Source organism: Micromonospora lupini (assembly GCF_026342015.1).
In the GTDB taxonomy this organism is placed as follows: Bacteria; Actinomycetota; Actinomycetes; order Mycobacteriales; family Micromonosporaceae; genus Micromonospora; species Micromonospora lupini_B.
Window position 1 is genome coordinate 864,148 of record NZ_JAPENL010000002.1, and the last position, 18,912, is coordinate 883,059.

14 protein-coding genes and 1 riboswitch are annotated in these 18,912 nt (G+C 72.7%); of the genes, 6 read left to right on the forward strand and 8 right to left on the reverse strand.

Annotated elements, in window-relative coordinates:
• Nucleotides 1-20: 20 nt before the first annotated feature.
• Nucleotides 21-1,835, reverse strand: coding sequence for a glycerol-3-phosphate dehydrogenase/oxidase (locus tag OOJ91_RS18930; RefSeq protein WP_266249762.1), 1,815 nt, complete (start codon nucleotides 1,833-1,835; stop codon nucleotides 21-23).
• Nucleotides 1,836-2,040: 205 nt separating this feature from the next.
• Here OOJ91_RS18930 and OOJ91_RS18935 point away from each other — a divergent pair, with 205 nt between their 5' ends.
• From OOJ91_RS18935 to OOJ91_RS18945, 3 genes are all read left to right on the forward strand, one after another.
• Nucleotides 2,041-4,608 (forward strand): S8 family serine peptidase, encoded by a 2,568-nt coding sequence (locus tag OOJ91_RS18935; RefSeq protein WP_266246694.1) that lies wholly within the window; start codon nucleotides 2,041-2,043, stop codon nucleotides 4,606-4,608.
• A gap of 40 nt (nucleotides 4,609-4,648) precedes the next feature.
• Nucleotides 4,649-5,584 (forward strand): GNAT family N-acetyltransferase, encoded by a 936-nt coding sequence (locus OOJ91_RS18940; protein ID WP_266246695.1) that lies wholly within the window; start codon nucleotides 4,649-4,651, stop codon nucleotides 5,582-5,584.
• A 77-nt stretch (nucleotides 5,585-5,661) separates the two neighbouring features.
• Nucleotides 5,662-5,907 (forward strand): hypothetical protein, encoded by a 246-nt coding sequence (locus OOJ91_RS18945; protein ID WP_266246697.1) that lies wholly within the window; start codon nucleotides 5,662-5,664, stop codon nucleotides 5,905-5,907.
• Nucleotides 5,908-5,965: 58 nt separating this feature from the next.
• Here the strand turns inward: OOJ91_RS18945 and groL are convergent, their stop codons facing one another.
• The 3 genes from groL to OOJ91_RS18960 all read right to left on the reverse strand — a co-directional run bounded on the left by groL (nucleotide 5,966) and on the right by OOJ91_RS18960 (nucleotide 9,482).
• Entirely contained in the window at nucleotides 5,966-7,588 is a 1,623-nt protein-coding gene (gene groL / locus OOJ91_RS18950; RefSeq protein WP_007465827.1) for a chaperonin GroEL, read from the reverse strand.
• Between the two features lie 272 nt (nucleotides 7,589-7,860).
• Entirely contained in the window at nucleotides 7,861-9,159 is a 1,299-nt protein-coding gene (locus tag OOJ91_RS18955) for a hypothetical protein (protein ID WP_266246700.1), read from the reverse strand.
• Nucleotides 9,160-9,278: 119 nt separating this feature from the next.
• Entirely contained in the window at nucleotides 9,279-9,482 is a 204-nt protein-coding gene (locus OOJ91_RS18960; protein WP_039909088.1) for a cold-shock protein, read from the reverse strand.
• A 400-nt stretch (nucleotides 9,483-9,882) separates the two neighbouring features.
• Here OOJ91_RS18960 and OOJ91_RS18965 point away from each other — a divergent pair, with 400 nt between their 5' ends.
• On the forward strand, nucleotides 9,883-10,413 hold the full coding sequence (locus OOJ91_RS18965; protein WP_266246703.1) for a GNAT family N-acetyltransferase: 531 nt from the start codon (nucleotides 9,883-9,885) through the stop codon (nucleotides 10,411-10,413).
• A gap of 169 nt (nucleotides 10,414-10,582) precedes the next feature.
• On the opposite strand, the gene paaN is transcribed toward OOJ91_RS18965, so the two are convergent.
• On the reverse strand, nucleotides 10,583-12,256 hold the full coding sequence (paaN, locus tag OOJ91_RS18970) for a phenylacetic acid degradation protein PaaN (RefSeq protein ID WP_266246704.1): 1,674 nt from the start codon (nucleotides 12,254-12,256) through the stop codon (nucleotides 10,583-10,585).
• A 160-nt stretch (nucleotides 12,257-12,416) separates the two neighbouring features.
• On the opposite strand from paaN, the gene OOJ91_RS18975 reads away from it, so the two are divergent.
• Nucleotides 12,417-14,633: a hypothetical protein gene (locus tag OOJ91_RS18975; RefSeq protein WP_266246705.1), complete on the forward strand. Its 2,217-nt coding sequence runs from the start codon at nucleotides 12,417-12,419 to the stop codon at nucleotides 14,631-14,633.
• Here OOJ91_RS18975 and OOJ91_RS18980 read toward each other — a convergent pair.
• The 3 genes from OOJ91_RS18980 to OOJ91_RS18990 all read right to left on the reverse strand — a co-directional run bounded on the left by OOJ91_RS18980 (nucleotide 14,623) and on the right by OOJ91_RS18990 (nucleotide 18,353).
• Nucleotides 14,623-15,642: a GNAT family N-acetyltransferase gene (locus tag OOJ91_RS18980; RefSeq protein WP_266246706.1), complete on the reverse strand. Its 1,020-nt coding sequence runs from the start codon at nucleotides 15,640-15,642 to the stop codon at nucleotides 14,623-14,625. The two genes, OOJ91_RS18975 and OOJ91_RS18980, sit on opposite strands and share 11 nt — an antisense overlap.
• Nucleotides 15,643-15,884: 242 nt before the next feature.
• Nucleotides 15,885-17,171, reverse strand: coding sequence for a threonine synthase (gene thrC, locus OOJ91_RS18985; protein ID WP_266246707.1), 1,287 nt, complete (start codon nucleotides 17,169-17,171; stop codon nucleotides 15,885-15,887).
• A gap of 10 nt (nucleotides 17,172-17,181) precedes the next feature.
• A riboswitch (SAM riboswitch) is annotated at nucleotides 17,182-17,317 on the reverse strand.
• A 67-nt stretch (nucleotides 17,318-17,384) separates the two neighbouring features.
• On the reverse strand, nucleotides 17,385-18,353 hold the full coding sequence (locus OOJ91_RS18990) for a DMT family transporter (protein WP_266246708.1): 969 nt from the start codon (nucleotides 18,351-18,353) through the stop codon (nucleotides 17,385-17,387).
• Nucleotides 18,354-18,444: 91 nt separating this feature from the next.
• Here OOJ91_RS18990 and OOJ91_RS18995 point away from each other — a divergent pair, with 91 nt between their 5' ends.
• Nucleotides 18,445-18,750, forward strand: a complete 306-nt coding sequence (locus OOJ91_RS18995; RefSeq protein WP_266246709.1) for an ArsR/SmtB family transcription factor — start codon at nucleotides 18,445-18,447, stop codon at nucleotides 18,748-18,750.
• The last annotated feature ends 162 nt before the right edge of the window (nucleotides 18,751-18,912 follow it).

An 18,912-nucleotide genomic window follows, 5' to 3' on the forward strand; every position in this document is an offset into this window, starting at 1 on the left:
TCGGTAACGTTACTTTTCGGTCATCGCGCCGTCGGGCGCAGCTCGGCCTGGTCGTCGTCACCCCGGTCCGCCGCATAACCCCGAACGTCCGGCACGCCCAGTCGGGCCGCGTCAGCCCCGGCGTCGTCAGGCATCAACTGGGACCGCCGTTCCGCCTCCACCCGCGCGCGGTAGTGCTCGACCTCGCGGGCGCTCCGCGCCGCGTCCCACCCGAGCACCGCGCCCATCAGCTCGGCGGCGTGCTCGGCCGACTCCAGGCCACGGTGGCTGGTCTCGAACGAGATCCGGGTCCGTCGGGTCAGCACGTCCTCCAGGTGCAGCGCGCCCTCGGCCCGCGCCGCGTAGGCGACCTCGGCCGCCAGGTACTCCGGAGCGCCGGCCAGCGGGGACGCCAGCAACGGATCGGCGTCGACAAGCGCCAGCAGGTCAAGCGTGAGGGTGCCGTACCGCTCCAACAGGTGCTCCACCACGCCCACCGGCACGCCGTGCCTGCGCGCCAGGTCGGCCCGGTCCCGCCACATCGCCGGGTATCCGTCGGCGCCGAGCAACGGCAGGTCGGCGGTACGCGAGGCGCGGGCCCCACCCAACCGGCGTACGGCCCGGTCGACCACGTCGGACGCCATCACCCGGTACGTCGTGTACTTGCCACCGGCCACCAACAGCAGCCCGAGCATCGGCTCGAACACCGCGTGCTCACGGGAGAGCTTCGAGGTGGAGTCGGCCTCGCCGGCCAGCAGCGGGCGCAGCCCGGCGTAGACGCCCTCGATGTCGGCGGTGGTCAGCGGCCGGTCCAGCACGGTGTTCACCTGCTGCAACAGGTAGTCGATGTCGCGCGCCGAGGCCGCCGGGTGGGACCGGTCCAGTCGCCAGTCGGTGTCGGTCGTGCCGATGATCCAGTGCCCGCCCCACGGGATGACGAAGAGCACCGACTTCGCCGTACGCAGGATGAGACCCGTCTCGCCGGTGATCGCCGAGCGGGGCACCACCAGGTGCACCCCCTTCGAGGCGCGCACCCGGACGCCGGGCCGCAGCCCCACGTCGTTGAGCATCCGGGACATGTCGTCGCTCCACACGCCGGTGGCCGCGATGACGGTGCGGGCGTGCACCTCGAACTCGGCGTCCGGGGAGCCGGCCGGCGCCTCCAGGTCGCGGACCCGGACGCCTGTCACCTCCCGCGCCTGCCGGATCAGCCCGACGGCGCGGGCGCTGCTCACGACAGTGGCGCCGAGGCTGGCCGCGGTGCGGGCCAGGGTGACGACCAGCCGAGCGTCGTCGACCTGCCCGTCGTAGTAGCGGATCGCCCCGGCCAGCGCGTCGGCCCGCAGGCTTGGGAAGATCCGCCGGGCCCCCTCCCGGGTCAGGTGCCGGTGCAGCGGCATGCCCCGGCCACCGCCGAGGAGACCGGCGAAGGCGTCGTACGTGGCCACGCCCGCGCCGTAGTACGAGCGGCGGAAGATCCGGGCCGGCAGGTCCCGCAGGCCCCGACCGGCCGGCAGCGGCACCAGGAACGGCACCGGGCGGACGAGGTGCGGCGCGAGCCGGGTCGCCAGCAGGCCCCGCTCGGTAAGCGCCTCGTGGACCAGGTGGAACTCCAACTGCTCCAGGTAGCGCAGCCCGCCGTGGATGAGCTTGCTGGATCGGCTCGACGTGCCCGAGGCGAAGTCGCGCGCCTCGACCAGGGCCACCTTCAGGCCCCGGGAGGCCGCGTCCAGGGCGGCGCCCGCACCTGTCACCCCACCCCCGATGACCAGCACGTCGAAGCGCTCGGCGCGGAGTCGGCGCAGGTCGGCCGTACGGCGGATCGGCGAGAGCTGCCCGGCGACGGATCGGGAGATGTTGGGGTCACGCACCCATCCACCGTAACCGCCAGGCGAGCGAGTCGACATTCAGCGCCGCGCCCCGCCCCACCGCGGCGCTCGCAGATCTTGGACAGTCTCCGTCCGCCGCTTAGGGAAAATGTCCAAGATCTACACAGTCCTTCGGTGTCCCGTCAGGCGACGGGCGGGTCGGGAACCCTTGCCGTGGTCGTAAGGTTCTCGGATGCACGGTCAACCTGCGCGACCCGGTCTCAGCGACCGCAGCTCCCCGTGGTCAGTGGTCGCCGCCGTGCTTGTCGGCTGCTGGACGGTTGCGGTCACCGCTGCCACCCAGACCGGCGGCTGGGTCACCGACCAGGTGCTGCTGAGCTTCGGACGGGACCGGGTCGGCTGGCTCTGGCCGGCGCTCGGCCTGACCGTCGTCGTGTTGGTGGGCACTCCCGCCCTGCTGCTGGCGATACTGCCCCGCTCGACAGCGGTCCGGGCCACCGGGCGGGCCTGGCTGGTCGGGGCACTCGCCCTCGGGGTGCTCACCCTGCTGCGGGTCGTGCCGCCTGTGCACCACGAGGCGTACCTCGCCGGGCTGGCCGGCGCGGCGTTGCTCAGCGCACTCGCCGTGGCCTGGTCGTCGCGACGGCCGTCCGGTCCGGACGTCGACGCCGCGCTGGACGCCACCGCGTCGTGGACCGGCGGCGCCGCGCCGAACCGCGACGTCGCCCGAGCCCAGGCCGCCGAGAGCCCAGAGCCGAGCAGCGACGCCGCGTCGGCGGCCGGCGGGAGCCCGGAGTCGGTCGGGGGGCGGCGTGGATCGCGCCGGCCGGGTCCGGTGCCGCTGCTCGCGGTCGCCGCCGGTCTGGCGCTGCTGCTGCCGTGGGCCTGGCTGGGCGCGCTCGGCGGGCTCCTGGAGACAGTGCTCGCGCTGGTGGCGGCAGCCGCTCTTGGCGTGCTGGCCGCGACGCTGTTGGACGCCGCCTTCTGGTCGGAGTTCGCGGCGGGACGGCCGCCCCGGCCGGCCCGGCTGGTCCTGCTCGGAGGTCTGGTCGCCGGGGTGGCACTGCTGCTCCTCGCGGCCGGCACCGGCCAGTCGGGCGCGCAGTTGCCCGCGCTGCTGACCCTGCCGCCGGTGGGTTTCGCACTTGCCGCGCTGTGGGCCGCGGCCTGGCGACCCACAGCCGCCCCGGCCGACGCCGCACGCGCCGGCCGGACGGCGACCGGCTGGCTGGTGGGTCTGGCCACGCTCGGCCCGCTGGCGTTCACCGACCCTGAAGAGATCACCCTGCTGCTGATCGGCACCCGGGACGTGCCGTTCTGGGTGGCGGCCGCCGCAGTCGCCGGCCTCGCCGTCGCGGTAGTGGTCGCCATCGGGTACGCAGTGCTGCTGGCCCGACCGGCGGCGCGTACCCCGAGTCGCCGGGTCGCCGCGCTGACGGCGACGGTCCTGCTCGTGACCGTGGGTGTCGTCGACGTCGGGCCCGGCCAACCCGGCCTGTACGGGGAGCGGCTGCTTGTGGTGCTGCGCGAGCAGGCCGACCTGAGCGGCATCCCGGCCGGCGCCCCCGGGCAGGCCGGACGGGACGCCCGGGCGGCGGAGGTCTACCGGCGGCTGGTGACCACCGCCGAACGCAGCCAGGCCGACCTGCGCCGCACGGCGCGGCGGCTACGACTCGACCCGGTGCCGTACTACCTGGTCAACGCCGTCGAGGTGGATGGCGGGCCGGCCGTACGGGCCTGGCTCGCGCGGCGAGGAGAGGTGGCACGGGTGCTGGTCAGCCAGCGCCTGCGGCCTCTGCCGGCCCCGGCGGGGCAGACCCGGGGCAGCGCGCCGGCGCCCACCGGACCGGAGTGGAACATCCGTCAGCTCGGCGCGGACCGCGTCTGGTCCCAACTGGGAGTGACAGGCAGGGGAATCGTGGTCGGCAGCTCCGACTCCGGCGTGGACGGCGGCCATCCGGCGCTGCGGGCCGGGTTCCGTGGTGGGGACGACTCCTGGTACGACCCGTGGGACGGCACCCGGGCACCGAACGACCAGGGCGGGCACGGCACCCACACGGTGGGCAGCGCGGTCGGACGGGACGGCATCGGGGTGGCGCCGGACGCGCAGTGGGTGGGCTGCGTCAACCTGGACCGCAACCTGGGCAGCCCCGGGCACTACCTGGACTGCCTCCAGTTCATGCTGGCGCCCTTCCCGACCGGCGGTGACCCGTTCACCGACGGCCGGCCGGAGCGCGCCCCGCAGGTGCTCACCAACTCGTGGGGCTGCCCGGCGATCGAGGGCTGCGACCGGGAGGCGCTGCTCCCGGCCACCACGGCGCTGGACGCCGCCGGGATCTTCGTGGTCGTCGCGGCCGGCAACACAGGTCCGTGGTGCGCGTCGATCGACGACCCGCCCGCTCCGTACGCGAACGTGCTGACCGTGGGGGCGGTGGACGCAAAGCGGCGGGTGGCCGAGTTCTCCTCGCGCGGGCCGGTGCCGGGCGGCACGGGCAAACCGGATGTGCTGGCGCCCGGGGTGGGCGTGGTGTCGGCCATGCCCGGCGGCGGGTACGCGGCGCTGGACGGCACGTCGATGGCGACCCCGCAGGTGGCCGGGGTGGTCGCGCTCATGTGGTCGGCGAATCCGGCGCTGGTCGGTGACCTGAGCCGGACCCGGCAGATCCTGCGGGACACCGCCACGCCGGCCGAGCCGACGTACCGCTCCGCCAAGCGCACCGACTCCTGCGGCGGCGCGGCGAACGTCACAGGCGCCGGTCAGGTCGACGCGTACGCCGCCGTTCGCGCCGCCCGGGGGTGAGGGCCGGGCACCGCCAGCAGGTGATCTAGGGTCGGCGACCATGGACGCCGAGATCACCGTCGCCGAACTGAGCCCCGACCTCGCGCCCACCGTGGCGCGGGTCTGCGCGCAGGCGCTCGACCTGCCCGAGGACGCCGCCGAGGCGGGTGCCATCGTGGACGTGCTGTGGACCCGGGCCGCCGCCGACCGCGCGGTCGTCGGGCTGGGCGCGTACCGGGGGAACGACCTGGTCGGCGTGCTGCTCTGCTCGGTGTCGCCGACCGAGGTGGGCGTCGGGCACGTGGACCTGGTCGCGGTGCTTCCTGGGCAGCGCCGCCGGGGGGTCTGCCGCGCGCTGCTGTCGCGCGCCGAGCAGGCGCTCGGCCAGCGCGGTGTCACCGAGGTGCTGCTGGCCGGGAACCCGCCGTACTACGCCTGGCCGGGCATCGACGTGCGGTACACGCCAGCGGTGTGCGCCGCCCTGGCTCTCGGCTACCACCAGGACCGGACCGCCTGGAACATGACCGCGGACCTGTCCTACGACGAGTCACCGGCCCTGCGGTCCACGGAGGCCGCGGAGCAACGGCTGGCCGGGCAGGGCATCACGGTACGCCGGGCGGAGCCCGCGGACCTGCCGGCGCTGGCCGCGTTCGCCCGGTCCACCTTCGGTGGCACATGGGACGGGGAGCTGGCCGGATCGGTGGGCCGTGCGGGGGCCGGCTGCCACCTGGCGGAGCGGGCCGGCGAGGTGCTGGGCTTCGCGGCCTACGGGTCGTCCCGGCCGAGCTGGTTCGGGCCGATGGGCACCGCGCCCTCCGCCGAGGGTTCGGGCATCGGTGGGGTGCTGCTGCGACGCTGCCTGCGCGACCAGCGGGCGGCTGGGGTGGACCGGGCGCAGATCGGCTGGGTCGGGCCGGTGCCGTTCTACTCTGGCAGCGCGGGCGCCCGGATCGAGCGGGTCTTCTTCCTGTACCGGCGGACCCTGCCGGTGACGTGAGAGGGCAAATGGGACATCAATCCATTCGCCCGCATCGCCCATCGACGCCCCCTACCGTTTCGGTAGAGGAGGCAGCCATGACCACGGATGACGACCAGACCGAGGACGGCCCGCCGATCACCTGGAAGCCGGTCGGCGACCTGCCCGGCCAAGTGCCGTTCGACAGGCTCGACTACGGCGACGCCGAGCAACTGGCCGAGATGACCACCGACGGCGAGCCGCTGGCCGAGGAACCGCAGGAGATGGTGGACGCGCCGATCCAGCTGCTGCCGCCGTACGACCGGGCGCAGAAGCGCCGCAACCAGCGCCCACTGCCCACCTGACGACGAACGGGGCGGACCGCGTCAGCGGCCCGCCCCGTTCGGTGTGTCGGAACTGGACTCAGAAGTCCATGTCCCCGCCACCCGGGCCAGCCGGGGCAGCCGGGGTCTTCTCCGGCTTGTCCGCGACGACGGCCTCGGTGGTGAGGAAGAGCGCCGCGATGGACGCGGCGTTCTGCAGCGCCGAGCGCGTCACCTTGGCCGGGTCGATGATGCCCGCGGCCAGCAGGTCGACGTACTCGCCGTTGGCGGCGTTCAGACCGTGACCCGCTTCGAGGTTACGGACCTTCTCCACCACGACGCCGCCCTCGAGGCCGGCGTTGACGGCGATCTGCCGCAGCGGGGCGTCCAGCGCGACCTTGACGATGTTCGCACCGGTCGCCTCGTCGCCGACCAGGTCGAGCTTGTCGAAGGCGGTCTTGCCGGCCTGCACCAGCGCGACGCCACCACCCGGGACGATGCCCTCCTCGACGGCCGCCTTCGCGTTGCGAACGGCGTCCTCGATGCGGTGCTTGCGCTCCTTGAGCTCGACCTCGGTGGCCGCGCCGACCTTGATGACCGCAACGCCGCCGGCCAGCTTGGCCAGCCGCTCCTGCAGCTTCTCGCGGTCGTAGTCGGAGTCGCTCTTGTCGATCTCGGCCCGGATCTGGTTGACCCGACCCTGGATCTGGTCGGCGTCGCCGGCACCGTCGACGATTGTGGTCTCGTCCTTGGTCACGACGACCTTGCGGGCGCGGCCCAGCATGTCGAGGCCGACGGCGTCCAGCTTGAGGCCGACCTCCTCGCTGATGACCTGGCCACCGGTGAGGATGGCGATGTCGGCGAGCATGGCCTTGCGGCGGTCACCGAAGCCCGGCGCCTTGACGGCGACCGACTTGAAGGTGCCCCGGACCTTGTTGACGACCAGGGTCGCCAGGGCCTCGCCCTCGATGTCCTCGGAGATGATCAGCAGCGGCTTGCCCGACTGCATGACCTTCTCGAGGATCGGGAGCAGGTCCTTGACCGACGAGATCTTGCTGTTGACGATCAGGAGGTAGGGGTCGTCGAAGACGGCCTCCATGCGCTCCGGGTCGGTCATGAAGTAGGCCGAGATGTAGCCCTTGTCGAAGCGCATACCCTCGGTGAGCTCCAGCTCCAGCCCGAAGGTGTTGCTCTCCTCGACGGTGATGACGCCTTCCTTGCCGACCTTGTCCATCGCCTCGGCGATGATCTCGCCGACGGTGCTGTCGCCAGCGGAGATGGAGGCGGTGGAGGCGATCTGCTCCTTGGTCTCGACGTCCTTGGCGAGCTTGGACAGCTCCTCCGAGACGCTCGCGACCGCGGCCTCGATGCCCCGCTTCAGGGCCATCGGGTTGGCGCCGGCGGCCACGTTGCGCAGGCCCTCGCGAACCAGGGCCTGGGCCAGGACGGTCGCCGTCGTCGTGCCGTCACCGGCAACGTCGTCGGTCTTCTTGGCGACCTCCTTGACCAGCTCGGCGCCGATCTTCTCGTACGGGTCCTCGAGCTCGATCTCCTTGGCGATGCTCACACCATCGTTGGTGATGGTGGGGGCACCCCACTTCTTCTCGAGCACGACGTTGCGGCCCTTGGGGCCGAGGGTCACCTTTACGGCGTCGGCGAGCTGGTTCATGCCCCGCTCGAGGCCGCGGCGCGCCTCTTCGTCGAACGCGATCATCTTGGCCATACGGCGTTGTCCTCCTGGACACTCACGGGCCACCCGAGATGTGTCCCCCGGATGGGCCGCCTGGTGTACGCACCTTGGGACGTCGCCACCTGGCGACGACGACGTCCTTCGGCCGGGCCGGATAGCCCGCGACGACCGGCCATGTGCCGCCCCGGCGTCTCCACGCCTGGGCAACCTGGCCCCACCGTCCCGACCATTGGCACTCACGGTATGCGAGTGCCAATGACTTGTTTAGCACTCTCACCTGCCGAGTGCAAGCACGATGAGCCCGCTCAGCCGAGTTCCGCGGCCAGTGTGGCCCCGTTCACCGGCGCCTCATGGGCGCGTTGCTCGGCGTACGTGATCAGCAGACCGATCAACTGGACGAGGTGGGCCGGCAGCGCCAGCACCGCCGTGACAGCGATCACCGCCACCGCCCCGACCGCGGCGCCCGGGGAGGCGAACGGGTCCGCACCGAACGCGGCGGTGCCCGCCGACTCGAGGAAGCCGGGAACCGCAGTGCCGACGATCACGGCCCCGCCCACCACCGCCACCCGACCGAGCACCAGACCGAGTCGGGCGTGGAACATCCCGAACGACCTGCCGATCGGGTTCTGCCGCTCGAACAGGTAGACCGGGCCGGCCAGGCTCAACGCGAACGCCAGATAGATGCCCGGCAGGAGGCAGCAGCAGGAACCGATACCGACGAGGAGACTGATCAGCAGCGTCCAGCCCCACAGGCCGAGCGCCCGGCGCAGGCCGTACCGCAGCGCCGCATCGAGGCTGCCGGGCCGGCCTGTCGCCTGCTGGGTGATCACCCAACTGCCGGCGGCCCACCCCACCGCCTGCACCAGACCGATCAGCAGGCTGCTGCCGACCAGCGCGCCGATGAGGGTTGCCAGGGTGACGGCGAAGTTGTCCGGCAGCCCGGCCGCCGGATCCATCTGGGCCTGCGCCTCCCAGGCGGGCGACGGGTCGACGCCCAGCAGGACGATCGAGAACACCGCCGCCGGCAACACCTGCGTGAGCAGCATGATCGGCACCAACTGCCGCCAGCCCCGGCGCAGCGCGCCCCCGCACCGCTCGAACCAGGCCCCGATGCCGGCGCCCGGCGGAGTGACCAGGGCATCGGTCGGATCGAACCCGTGACCCGGCGGGTACCAGCCGACCGGTCCCCCCGGATACCACGGCTGCCCGCCGTAGGGGCCCGCCCCGGGCGGGTAGCCGCCGACGGGCGGATAGGCCCAACCCTGCGGCGGCGCACCGGCCGGATCCCAGCCGCCCTGCGCCGGATCCCCACCCGAAGGCGGCCCAGCCGGCGGACCCCAGCCGCCCTGCGCCGGATCCCAACCCGAAGGCGGCCCAGCCGGCGGAACCCAGCCGCCCTGCGCGGTGGGATCGGGCGTACCCGCTGGGCTTGCCTGCCCCCAGCCCTGGGTGTGGCCGGGCGGCGGCCCGTATCCGGGCGGCGTCCCGGGGCCAGATCCGGGGGGCGGCCCGGGGTCTGCGCCGGAGACGGGTGAGGTGGGGTCGGACGGGCCCGGGTCACCCGGCCCGGAGGGCGTGGTGGGCGGGGGCGACTGGTCGGTCATGAACCCTCCTCAGCATCGGCTGGAACGGTTCACGATCTTCCCGGGCGGGCGTGCGCACCGCAGCACCGACCCGCCAGCCGATCGGGGGCAATCCGCGAGCGAGGACGTCGGGAAGTCGCTCAGGCGATGACGCGTACGTGCTCCGCCTGCGGGCCCTTCTGGCCCTGGGCGATCTCGAACTCCACGCGCTGACCGTCGTCAAGCGCCTTGTAGCCGTCCATCTCGATCGCGGAGAAGTGGACGAAGACGTCCTGACCGCCGTCGACGGCGATGAAGCCGTAGCCCTTTTCGGCGTTGAACCACTTCACGGTGCCCTGTGCCACGGTGCACTTCCCTCACTCTTGCGCAGCGTTGCCTGCCTGGGCGCGCGGCGCGGCCGGACGCCCTCGACCACCGCCTCAGCGATCGACGACGGCCGCTGAATGGGTGACCGAAATCGCACGCTACACGAGGAGTGACGGCCGCGCACGACCCCAAATCGGGCATATTCCTGGACGGGAGGACGGCGCCGGAACGGGTTGCGGAGGACCGCTCCGGAGGGGCACCGGCCGGCCCGCCCGCCCGGCGGCGCGGCCCGACCGCGCGGCCCGACCGCGCGGCCCGACCGCCCGGCGGCGCGGCCCGACCGCGCGGCCCGACCGCCCGACGGCGCGGCCCGGTCACTCGGCGGCGGAGCCTGGCACGCCCCGAATCGGCTCCCGCCCCTGTGGTAGGCATGCAGACATGACCACCGATATCGGCTCAGCCGCCGTTCGGCAGGCCGAGATCCACCGGGTTCGGCCTGAGGACGCCGCCCGGATGCGGGCGCTGCGCCTGGAGATGCTCGCCGACGCGCCGTTGGCCTTCCTGGAGACCCTGGCGGACGCGGCTGCCCGACCGCACCGCGAGTACGCCGCCCGGGTGGCGTACACCTCGGCCGGCCCGAACAACGCGCAGTTCGTCGCGGACCCGGGCGGCCGGCTGGTCGGGCACGCCGGCGGCACTGTCGCTCCGAACGAGCCGGGGCTGACAGTCATCTACGCCGTGTACGTCACGCCGGCCTGGCGGGGCAGCGGGCTGCTCGGCGAGCTGATCGACGGGGTGGCCGCCTGGTCGCGGGCCTGCGGTCGGCCGGAGCTGCTGCTGGAGGTGGTGGTCGGCAACGACCGAGCCTACCGGGCCTACCAGCGGCTGGGCTTCACCGACACCGGCGTACGAGTGCCCCACCCCACGATCCCCGCGCTGAACGAACTACAAATGCGCCGAACCGCGTAGTAACAAGAGAACCCTCCCAGGGCAGAGCCACCGGGCTGCTACTCAAGGCGGGATGCGTCAGCGACAACCGTGCCCACGAAAAGGTTTCCGGGGCAGCCCGACCCGCGCAGGGATCAAGCCTGACCGCCCGGAGCGGGTCGGGCTGCCCCGGAAACCCCCACCGCAACCACTACACGTGACGCCGAGACTGCACGATCCGGAACCGGTTGGCCACGTAAGCCCCATCGGTAAGCGCCGAGTTGGCCGCCGCGTTCGCGCCGCTGCCGTGGAAGTCGGAGAACGCCGCCGACTGGTTGACGAAGACGCCGCCGGTGAGGTTGCAGGACAGGTGCACCCCGACCTCGACCGCCACCGCCTCGGTGGCGTCCAGCACGGCCTCGTCGGTCGAGTAGACCCCAGCGGTGAGCGCGCCCTTCTCGCCGACCGTCCGGCGCAGCAGCTCCAGGCTGTGGGCGGTGGAGTCGGTGGCGATGGCGAACGAGATCGGCCCGAACCACTCCCGGCCGTACGTCTCCGCGTCGTCCGCGCCCAGCTTCACGATCGTCGGGGTACGCACCACCGCGTCGGCGTACGCCGGGTGGGTCACGGCCCGGGACTCCAGGACCGGCTCACCCACCTTGGTGACCTCGGCCAGCCGTTCCAGGACCCCGTCGTTGACGATGGCGCCGGTCAGCTCCACGCCCCGGGCCGGGTCGGCGGTCAGCTTGCCGACGGCTGCGGCGATCCCGCCGGCCACCTCGTCGAAGCTCTTGTGGCCCTGGTCGGTCTCGATGCCACCGGCCGGGATGAGGATGTTCTGCGAGGTGGTGCACATCTGCCCGCTGTAGAGGGTCAGAGTGAACCCGAGGTTGCGGCACATGCCGGCGAAGTCGTCGGTGGAGTCGACGACCACCGTGTTCAGGCCGGCCTTCTCGGTGTAGACCGACGCCTGCCGGGCGTGTGTCTCCAGCCAGTCGCCGTACTCGGTGGAGCCGGTGAAGTCGACGATCCTGACCGAGCGGTGCAGGGCCAGGTCGCTGGCGAGCTTCTCACCGGGCGCCTCGGCCGCCAGCATGATCAGGTTCGGGTCGAAGCCGGCCTCGGCGAGCACCTCCCGGGCGTACTTCACGGTGATCGCCAGTGGCAGCACCGCGCGCGGGTGCGGCTTCACGATCACCGGGTTGCCGGTGACGAGCGAGGCGAACAGTCCCGGGTACGAGTTCCAGGTCGGGAAGGTGTTGCAGCCGATCACCAGCGCGACCCCACGCGGCACCACGTGGAACGTCTTGGTCATCCGCAGCGGGTCGCCCTTGCCGGCGGCCTTCTCCCAGCCGGCCGTGCCCGGGTGCCGGGTCATCTCGGCGTACGCGTACGCCAGCGCCTCCAGCGCCCGGTCCAGAGCGTGCGCGCCGCCGGCCTGGAAGGCCATCACGAACGCCTGCCCGCTCGTGAACTGCACCGCGTTGGCCAGCTCGAAGATGTTCTTGTGCAGCCGGTCGAGGATCTCCAGGCAGACACCCACCCGGGCCTGCGGGCCGGCGTCGCGCCAGGCCGGCAGCGCGGCTGAGGCAGCCGCGATCAGCTCGTCGGTGCCGGCGTGCGGGTAACGCACCGCGAGCTCGACCCCGAACGGGCTCGTCTCGGTGGCGATCCGCTCGGAGGTGCCCGGCTGGTCGAGGGGGAAATCACCACCCAGGTACGCCTCGAAGGCGGCCTTGCCGTCGGCGGCGGCGGTCTCGCCGTAGACGCGAGGGCTGGGGGATTCGGGGTACGCGGACCAGTAGCCCCGCTCCGTGATCGCGGTCAGCGCACGGTTGAGGGTGTCGGCGTGCCTGTCGTACAGGGGATGCGGGGTCTCCGTCATGCCCGCCATCATGCAACAGCCTGGTCCACGAGCAGTAGGGGCGGATGCCCCACAGCGACTCGTGCGGCGGGCAGGCCCGAGCGGCAGCGCGCGTCCCGGCCCGGGATTGGTCGTGACGCCGACGGGTACCCGCCGTCCTCTGGCCAGGAGAGGACAACGGGTGAGGATCACGGAGATCCGGGTGCACGGGGTCGCCGACAAGGGCCCGGAGTCGATCCTCGACCGGCCGGTGGTGGCGCGGGTCGCGGGGGACGACGAGGCCGGCTTCTACCGACCTCGGCCGGGCTTCGGCGATCCGGTGGGTCCGGGCGGGCCGACGCTTGAGGCGTACCGCTGGAGCAGGTTGACCGGCGGCACCGCGACCCGGACGTTCTCGCTGGTCCTGCTGCTGCCGTTCATGCTCAGCAACATCGCGGTCTGGATGCTGCCGGTGGCCGGTCGGCCCGGCGGCGTGGCCCGGGCGCTCTGCCGCCTGCTGGCCGCGTCGATGACCGCGATGTACGTGCTCTCCGCGGTCGGCGCGTCCCTGGACCTGATCGCCTGGCAGTGCGCGGCGTACCCGCGGTGTCTGGAGGGGCGCCGGGAGATCTCCTGGCTGGGCGGGGTGCCGCCGGGCCAGCGTCTCGCCCTGCTGGCGCTGCTGCCGATCATCGCGGTCGCCCTCATCTGGCGGGTCGGCGCCCGCACCTCGCAGCTACCCGAGGACGGCCTGCACACGCCCGGGGTGGGCGCGGACCGGCTCGACACCCCTGCCTTCTGGGACAACCGGGCGCTGCTGCGTCGGCTGCGCTCGGTGCACGTGGCCGTGGCGCTGGGCACGCTCGACGCCACGCTGCTTGTGGTTCTGGCCCCGCACGACGCCGCCCCGCCCGGTTACCTGTTGCTGGTCGCGGACGGGCTGGTGCTCGTCGCCGCGCTCGTCGCGCTCTGCCGGTCGGCTCTGGACGGGCACGGCGAGCAGGGTCTGATCACCGCCCGGGGGCTGCGGTGGACCGCGATCGCGCTCACGGCGCTGACCCTGGGCTACGCGCTGTGGCCCCGACCGCCGTGGTCGGCCACCGGCACCCTGCCCGGTTACGGCCTCCTGGTCTCGCTGCTCTTCGCCGGGCAGGTAGTCCTGCTCGCGGTGCTGGGAATTGTGGTCCTGGCCCAGCGCCACCACCTGCCCCACCCGCGTTCTCTGATCACGGGGCTGTGCGCCCCGCTGATGGGTTCGATCGCGATCGGCCTGGCCGTGTCGTACTCGTCCGGGCTGACCTACACCCTCGCCGAATACCTGGATCGGGGCTCCAGCCCCACGCCGGTCCGGCCGCTGCCGCCCGGCGCACCACCGCTCTCGCCTCCCGTCCCGTACCGCTGGGCCACGCTCGGCTTCTCCCTGGCGGTGCTTGTGGTGGTCCTGGCGGCGGTGTTGGACACCCGGATCAGGCGGGCCCGGCACCTCCGGGCAGCCGAGGAGCGCGTACGGCGAGACTTCCCCGAGGCGTCCCGGGTGCCACCGGAGCGGGTGTGGGCCGTCCGGGACGCCGTCGTCCGGGCCGCCCGGACGGACCGGCTCTGGCCGCTGCTTCCGACGGCGTACGCGGTGCTGGCGGTGCTCACCCTGACGGCGGCGGGGTTGTCGGTGCGAGGGCAGGGACCGGGCGCGCTCGCGCTCCGGCTGGGCGGCCTGTCGCTGGCCCGCCCGGTGGTCTTCGTGACCGATCTGGGTGCCCTGCTGATCGGCCTGTTCGCCCTGTTCCTGGCCGGGGCGGGACTCGTCGCCTACCGGTCCGGCCCGATCCGGCTGATCGGGGTGCTCTGGGACCTCGCCACCTTCTGGCCACGCGCCGCCCATCCCCTCGCCCCGCCCTGCTATGCCGAGCGGGCGGTTCCCGAGCTGACCCGCAGGATCGGGCAACTCACCGCCGACGGGGGCGGGGTGGTGCTCTCCGGCCAGAGCCACGGCAGCGTGCTGGTCGCGGCGACGGTGCTCCAACTCCCCGACGACTCCCGCCGTCGGGTCGCGCTGCTCACCTACGCCGCGCCGCTGGGCAACAGGTACACCAGGTACTTCCCCGCGTACGTCAACGACAACGTGCTGCGCGAGGTCGGTGACCGCCTGTCCTGGCGGTGGATCAACCTGTGGCGGTACACCGACCCGATCGGCGGGCGGATCTTCCGAGCGGGCGAGACGGAGTCCCCCGACGATCCGGCGAGCCGCGTCGACCGCTGGGTACGCGACCCGAAGACCCTGCTGGTGCCGCCGACCGACACCGTGCCGCCCCCGGTACAGGGCCACCGATTCATCCCGGACGAGGACTTCCACGCCGGGGTTCGCGAGCTGACTCGGCGGCTTGAGGAGCCGGGGGCCGGGCAACCCACCCTCAGAGAGTGAGCTGCCAGTTGTTCCAGGCGTCCACCGGGCGGAAGCCGAGCTGCTCGTTGATCGCCACCATGTAGCTGTTGCTTGCCGCGTTGAAGGTGTCGATGACGCGTACCGCCGGCTCGTGGGTGAGCAGGTGGTGCAGGTTCTCCGCCTTGGCGATCAGGCCGAGGCGGTGCCCACGGTGGGCCGGGTCGACGATGGTGATCTGCTGGAAGGCGTGCCAGTCGGCGGAGGCGCCCACGTCCAGCAGGGTCCAGGCGACCAGCCGACCGGACGCCTCGTGCCGCATCCCGAGGTGGTAGCGCCGTCGGCCCTTGGCGTCCAACGCGCGCTCGTTGCCCCCGATGCGCTCGGCGTCCACCTGCTCCGGCTCCCACTGCATGTCACCCATGGGCGCGTCCATGAGCAGCCGGCCGTCCAGGTAGGCGATGTCCGCCACGTACTCCTGCGGGGTCACGCCCTGCCAGCAGACCGACCGGTAGCCCTCGGCGAGCGGCGCGGCCTCGGCGAGCGCCGCCCGCAGAGCGACCCGGTCGATGTCGGCGATCTCCAGCCGGCGTCGCACCTCGGCAAGCGCGGGCTGGGCGCCGATCGAGGCGGCGAACGCTCCACCCGCCGCCGATCGGGCCGGCCCGCCGGGCAGCGCGGAGACGGCCATGGCGACCATCCGCTTGCGGCCGTGCTCACGCAGCAGGCGCACCCCGTACTCGTGAAGTGCCCGGCCGACGCCCCGTCGCCGCAGCTCGGGATGCACGGTCAGCTCGGCGGAAGCGTTGTCGGGGTTGTCGAGCTGCGGCAGGTCGAGCTGGAGGTAGCCGGCCGGCGCCCCGTCCAGCCGGGCCAGTGCCCAGAGCGATCGGGTGCCGGGCGCCGGGGTGTGGAACTGCGCGTCGAAGCGACGCCGGCAGAAGGGCGGGAAGTCCGGAAGGTCGGCCTCGTTGGCCGCCGCGCCGACCCGGTACGCCTCGTCGACCGCGACCCGGTCGGCGCCGTCGAAGGACGTGATCGTGATGCTCATATCGGGAGCCTGACAGCCGGAAAAGCGATGGGGCCAGCGAATTAATCGCTGGCCCCATCGGACGTGGTCGGGAGGGACACTCGCACAACGCCTCCGGCGTTGGGTCGCAAGAACTTCAAAAGTCTCCGGCGAAATGCCCTCCCGCACGGAGCATCTTGCGCCGTCCGGTTCCTGCCGTCAAGTCCAGACCGGCGGGTTTTCCACACTCACAGCGAAAACCCAGTTACCGGCCGATCGGAGGGTCAGCCGAGGAGGCCGGCGTCGCGGGCGGCGCGAAGGCTGGGCTTGATGTGGTGGGTCGGGCCGACCTGACTGGCCACCGCGTCGATGGTCTTCAGGCCCTCGCCGGTGTTGAACACGACCGTCTCCGCCGTGGGATCGAGCCGCCCGGACTCGACAAGCTTGCGCAGCACCGCCGCGGTCACGCCGCCGGCCGTCTCGGCGAAGACGCCAGTGGTGCGGGCGAGCTGACGGATGCCGGCGCGGATCTCGTCGTCGTCGGCGTACTCCATCCAACCGCCGGTGCGGCGGACCGCCTCCAGGGCGTAGAGGCCGGCGGCCGGGTCGCCAATGTTCAGCGACTTGGCGATGCCTGTGGGCTTGACCGGGATGATCGTGTCCGTGTCGGCGTGCAGCGCGGTGGCGATCGGGTTGCAGCCTGCCGACTGGGCGCCGAAGACCTTCCAGCCGCCGGCCGGCGCCTCGACCAGGCCGATCTCGACCAGCTCGGAGAACGCCTTGTCAATCTTGGTGAGCAGCTCGCCGCTGGCCATCGGGATGACCACCTGGGCCGGGATGCGCCAGCCGAGCTGCTCGGCCACCTCGTAGCCGAGGGTCTTGGAGCCCTCGGCGTAGTACGGGCGGACGTTCACGTTGACGAACGCCGTGTCCTCGAATTCGTCGGTCTCCACCAGCTCGCCGCAGAGCCTGTTGACGTCGTCGTACGAGCCGTCGATGGCGACCAGCTCGCCACCGTAGACGGCTGTGGTGATGACCTTGCCCTGCTCCAGGTCGCTGGGGATGAAGACGACCGAGGGCACGCCGGCGCGGGCGGCGTGCGCGGCCACCGAGTTGGCCAGGTTGCCTGTGGACGCGCAGGCGAACCGGGTGAAGCCGAGCGCCTTCGCGGCGGTGAGCGCCACCGAGACGACACGGTCCTTGAACGAGTGGGTCGGGTTGGCGCTGTCGTCCTTGACCCAGAGCGGTGCGGTGATGCCCAGCTCGGCGGCGAGGTGCGGGGCCGCCACCAGCGGGGTCAGCCCCGGGTCGAGGGTGACCCGGGTGGCCGGGTCCTGGCCGGCGGGCAGCAGCGCGGCGTACCGCCAGATGTTGTTCGGGCCGGCCTCGATCTGCTCCCGGGTGACCGCGGCCAGGGCCGCGGTGTCGTAGTCCACCTCAAGGGGACCGAAACACTCGTAACAGGCGTGCTGCGCGGCGAGCGGGTAGCGGGCCGAACAGGCGCGACAGACCAGGGCGCGAGCGGGGCTGGCGGAGGTGTCGATGCCGGAGGCGGCGAGCGTCGACGTCATGTCGAGAGTCCTCTCATCTTTCCCCGCATCGCACGGTGCGGCGGGGACGGAATTGGCACCTGCCCCGCCTGTCGCTCAGCGGTGAGCGCGCGGGGTGGTTGCCGGGGCGTCGTCGGGCCGTATCCCTCAGCCCCTCTGGATGAGGTATGCAGTTGTGTCGTCGAGTCTAGGCAACGTTGCCTGTGGCCTCCACCGGGTATCCCAGGAAGTGGGTCAGCGGGCGGCCACCGCCACCGGGTCGACCACCGCGACCGGGTCGGTCACCGCGCTGGACTGCGGCAGGGACGTCGGCCGGGTCGGTGCCCTGGTGGCGAGGTTCGCGGCGATCAGGGCGGCGATGGTGATCGCAGCGCCGACCAGCTCGACCGCCTCCGGCCGGTAGCCGCGGGCGATCTGCACGACAAAGGTGGTCACCGGGACCAGGTTCATGAACAGGGCCGCGTTGGCGGCGCCCAGCCGCTGCACGCCAGTGTTCCACGCCAGCACCGCGACGACGGCGGCGACGATCACGGCGTACGCCAACTGCGGGGTGACCGCCACGAGGTCGGCGGCGGCCGGCGCGTGCTGCCACCCGACGGCGTCGGCGCCGATGCTCGCGGCAAGCATGGCTGCCGTGCCGGCGAGCGCGGTCAGCGTGGTGAAGCGCAGCGGCGACCAGGCGCCGAACCGGCTGGCGCCGTGGGTGTAGATGCCCCAGCCGAGCACCGCGCCGATCATCATGAGCCCGCCGAGACCGAACTGGCCGAGACCGGCCAGGCTCCCGCGGGTGATCACCAGGCCGACTCCGAGGAGCGCCACCAGGGAGAGGGCCAGCAGGAGGGGCTTCGGTCGTACGCCGTCACGGGCCCACCGGACAAGCTGGGTGATGACAGGCGTGGTGGCCACGAAGAGGGAGATCTGCTGCGGGGCGGCGTGTTCGAGCGCCAGGTTGGTGAGCAGGTTGAAGCCGGCGAAGCCGACGACGCCGAGCACCACGACCTCGACCCCCCGTCCGCCGAGCCGCAGCGCGGCCGAGCCCTCGCGGAGCAGCAGGACGGCGACCAGGATGACGGCGGCGAGCAGGTAGCGGGCGGTGGTCAGGTTGAGCGGGTCGACCCTGCTCAGCGCGCTGGCCAGGATCGGGAACATCGCGCCCCAGGCGAGCACGGCGAGCAGCGGGTAGGCGGCGGCGCGGGATCGCATCGTCAGCTCCAATGTTCGAGTATCTTCGAACTAACAACACCGACCATAGGGTGTTGTTCGAATGTTGTCGAACAAGGGTTAGACTGGTCACATGGAGCCGCACGAACCCGACCTGACCGCCGTACCGGTCACCGCCGTGCTGGCCGCACTCGCCGACGACGTGCGGCTGCAGATCGTGCGGGCGCTCGCCGAGCGCGGCGAGGCGGCCTGCGGCAGCTTCGACTTCGGCGTCTCCAAGGCGACCCGCAGTCACCACCTCAAGGTGCTGCGCGAGGCGGGCCTCACCCGCACCCGGGCCGCCGGCACCAGCCGGCTGGTCCGGCTCCGCCGCGACGAGTTGGACAAGCGGTACCCGGGCCTCCTGGACGCCGTCCTCACCCCACGTTCTCCAGCCTGACGCCATCACCCTCGCCACCGTCACCGCTCGCCGCTGATGCGGGGCGGGCGTTCAGCGGCGTCCCGGGCCGCGCGGGCGCCGAGCGGCGTCCCGGGCGGGCGCGGACGTTTACCCGCGGCCCCGGAGGCGCGGGCGCTGAGCAGCGTCCCGGCGGGTGCGGAG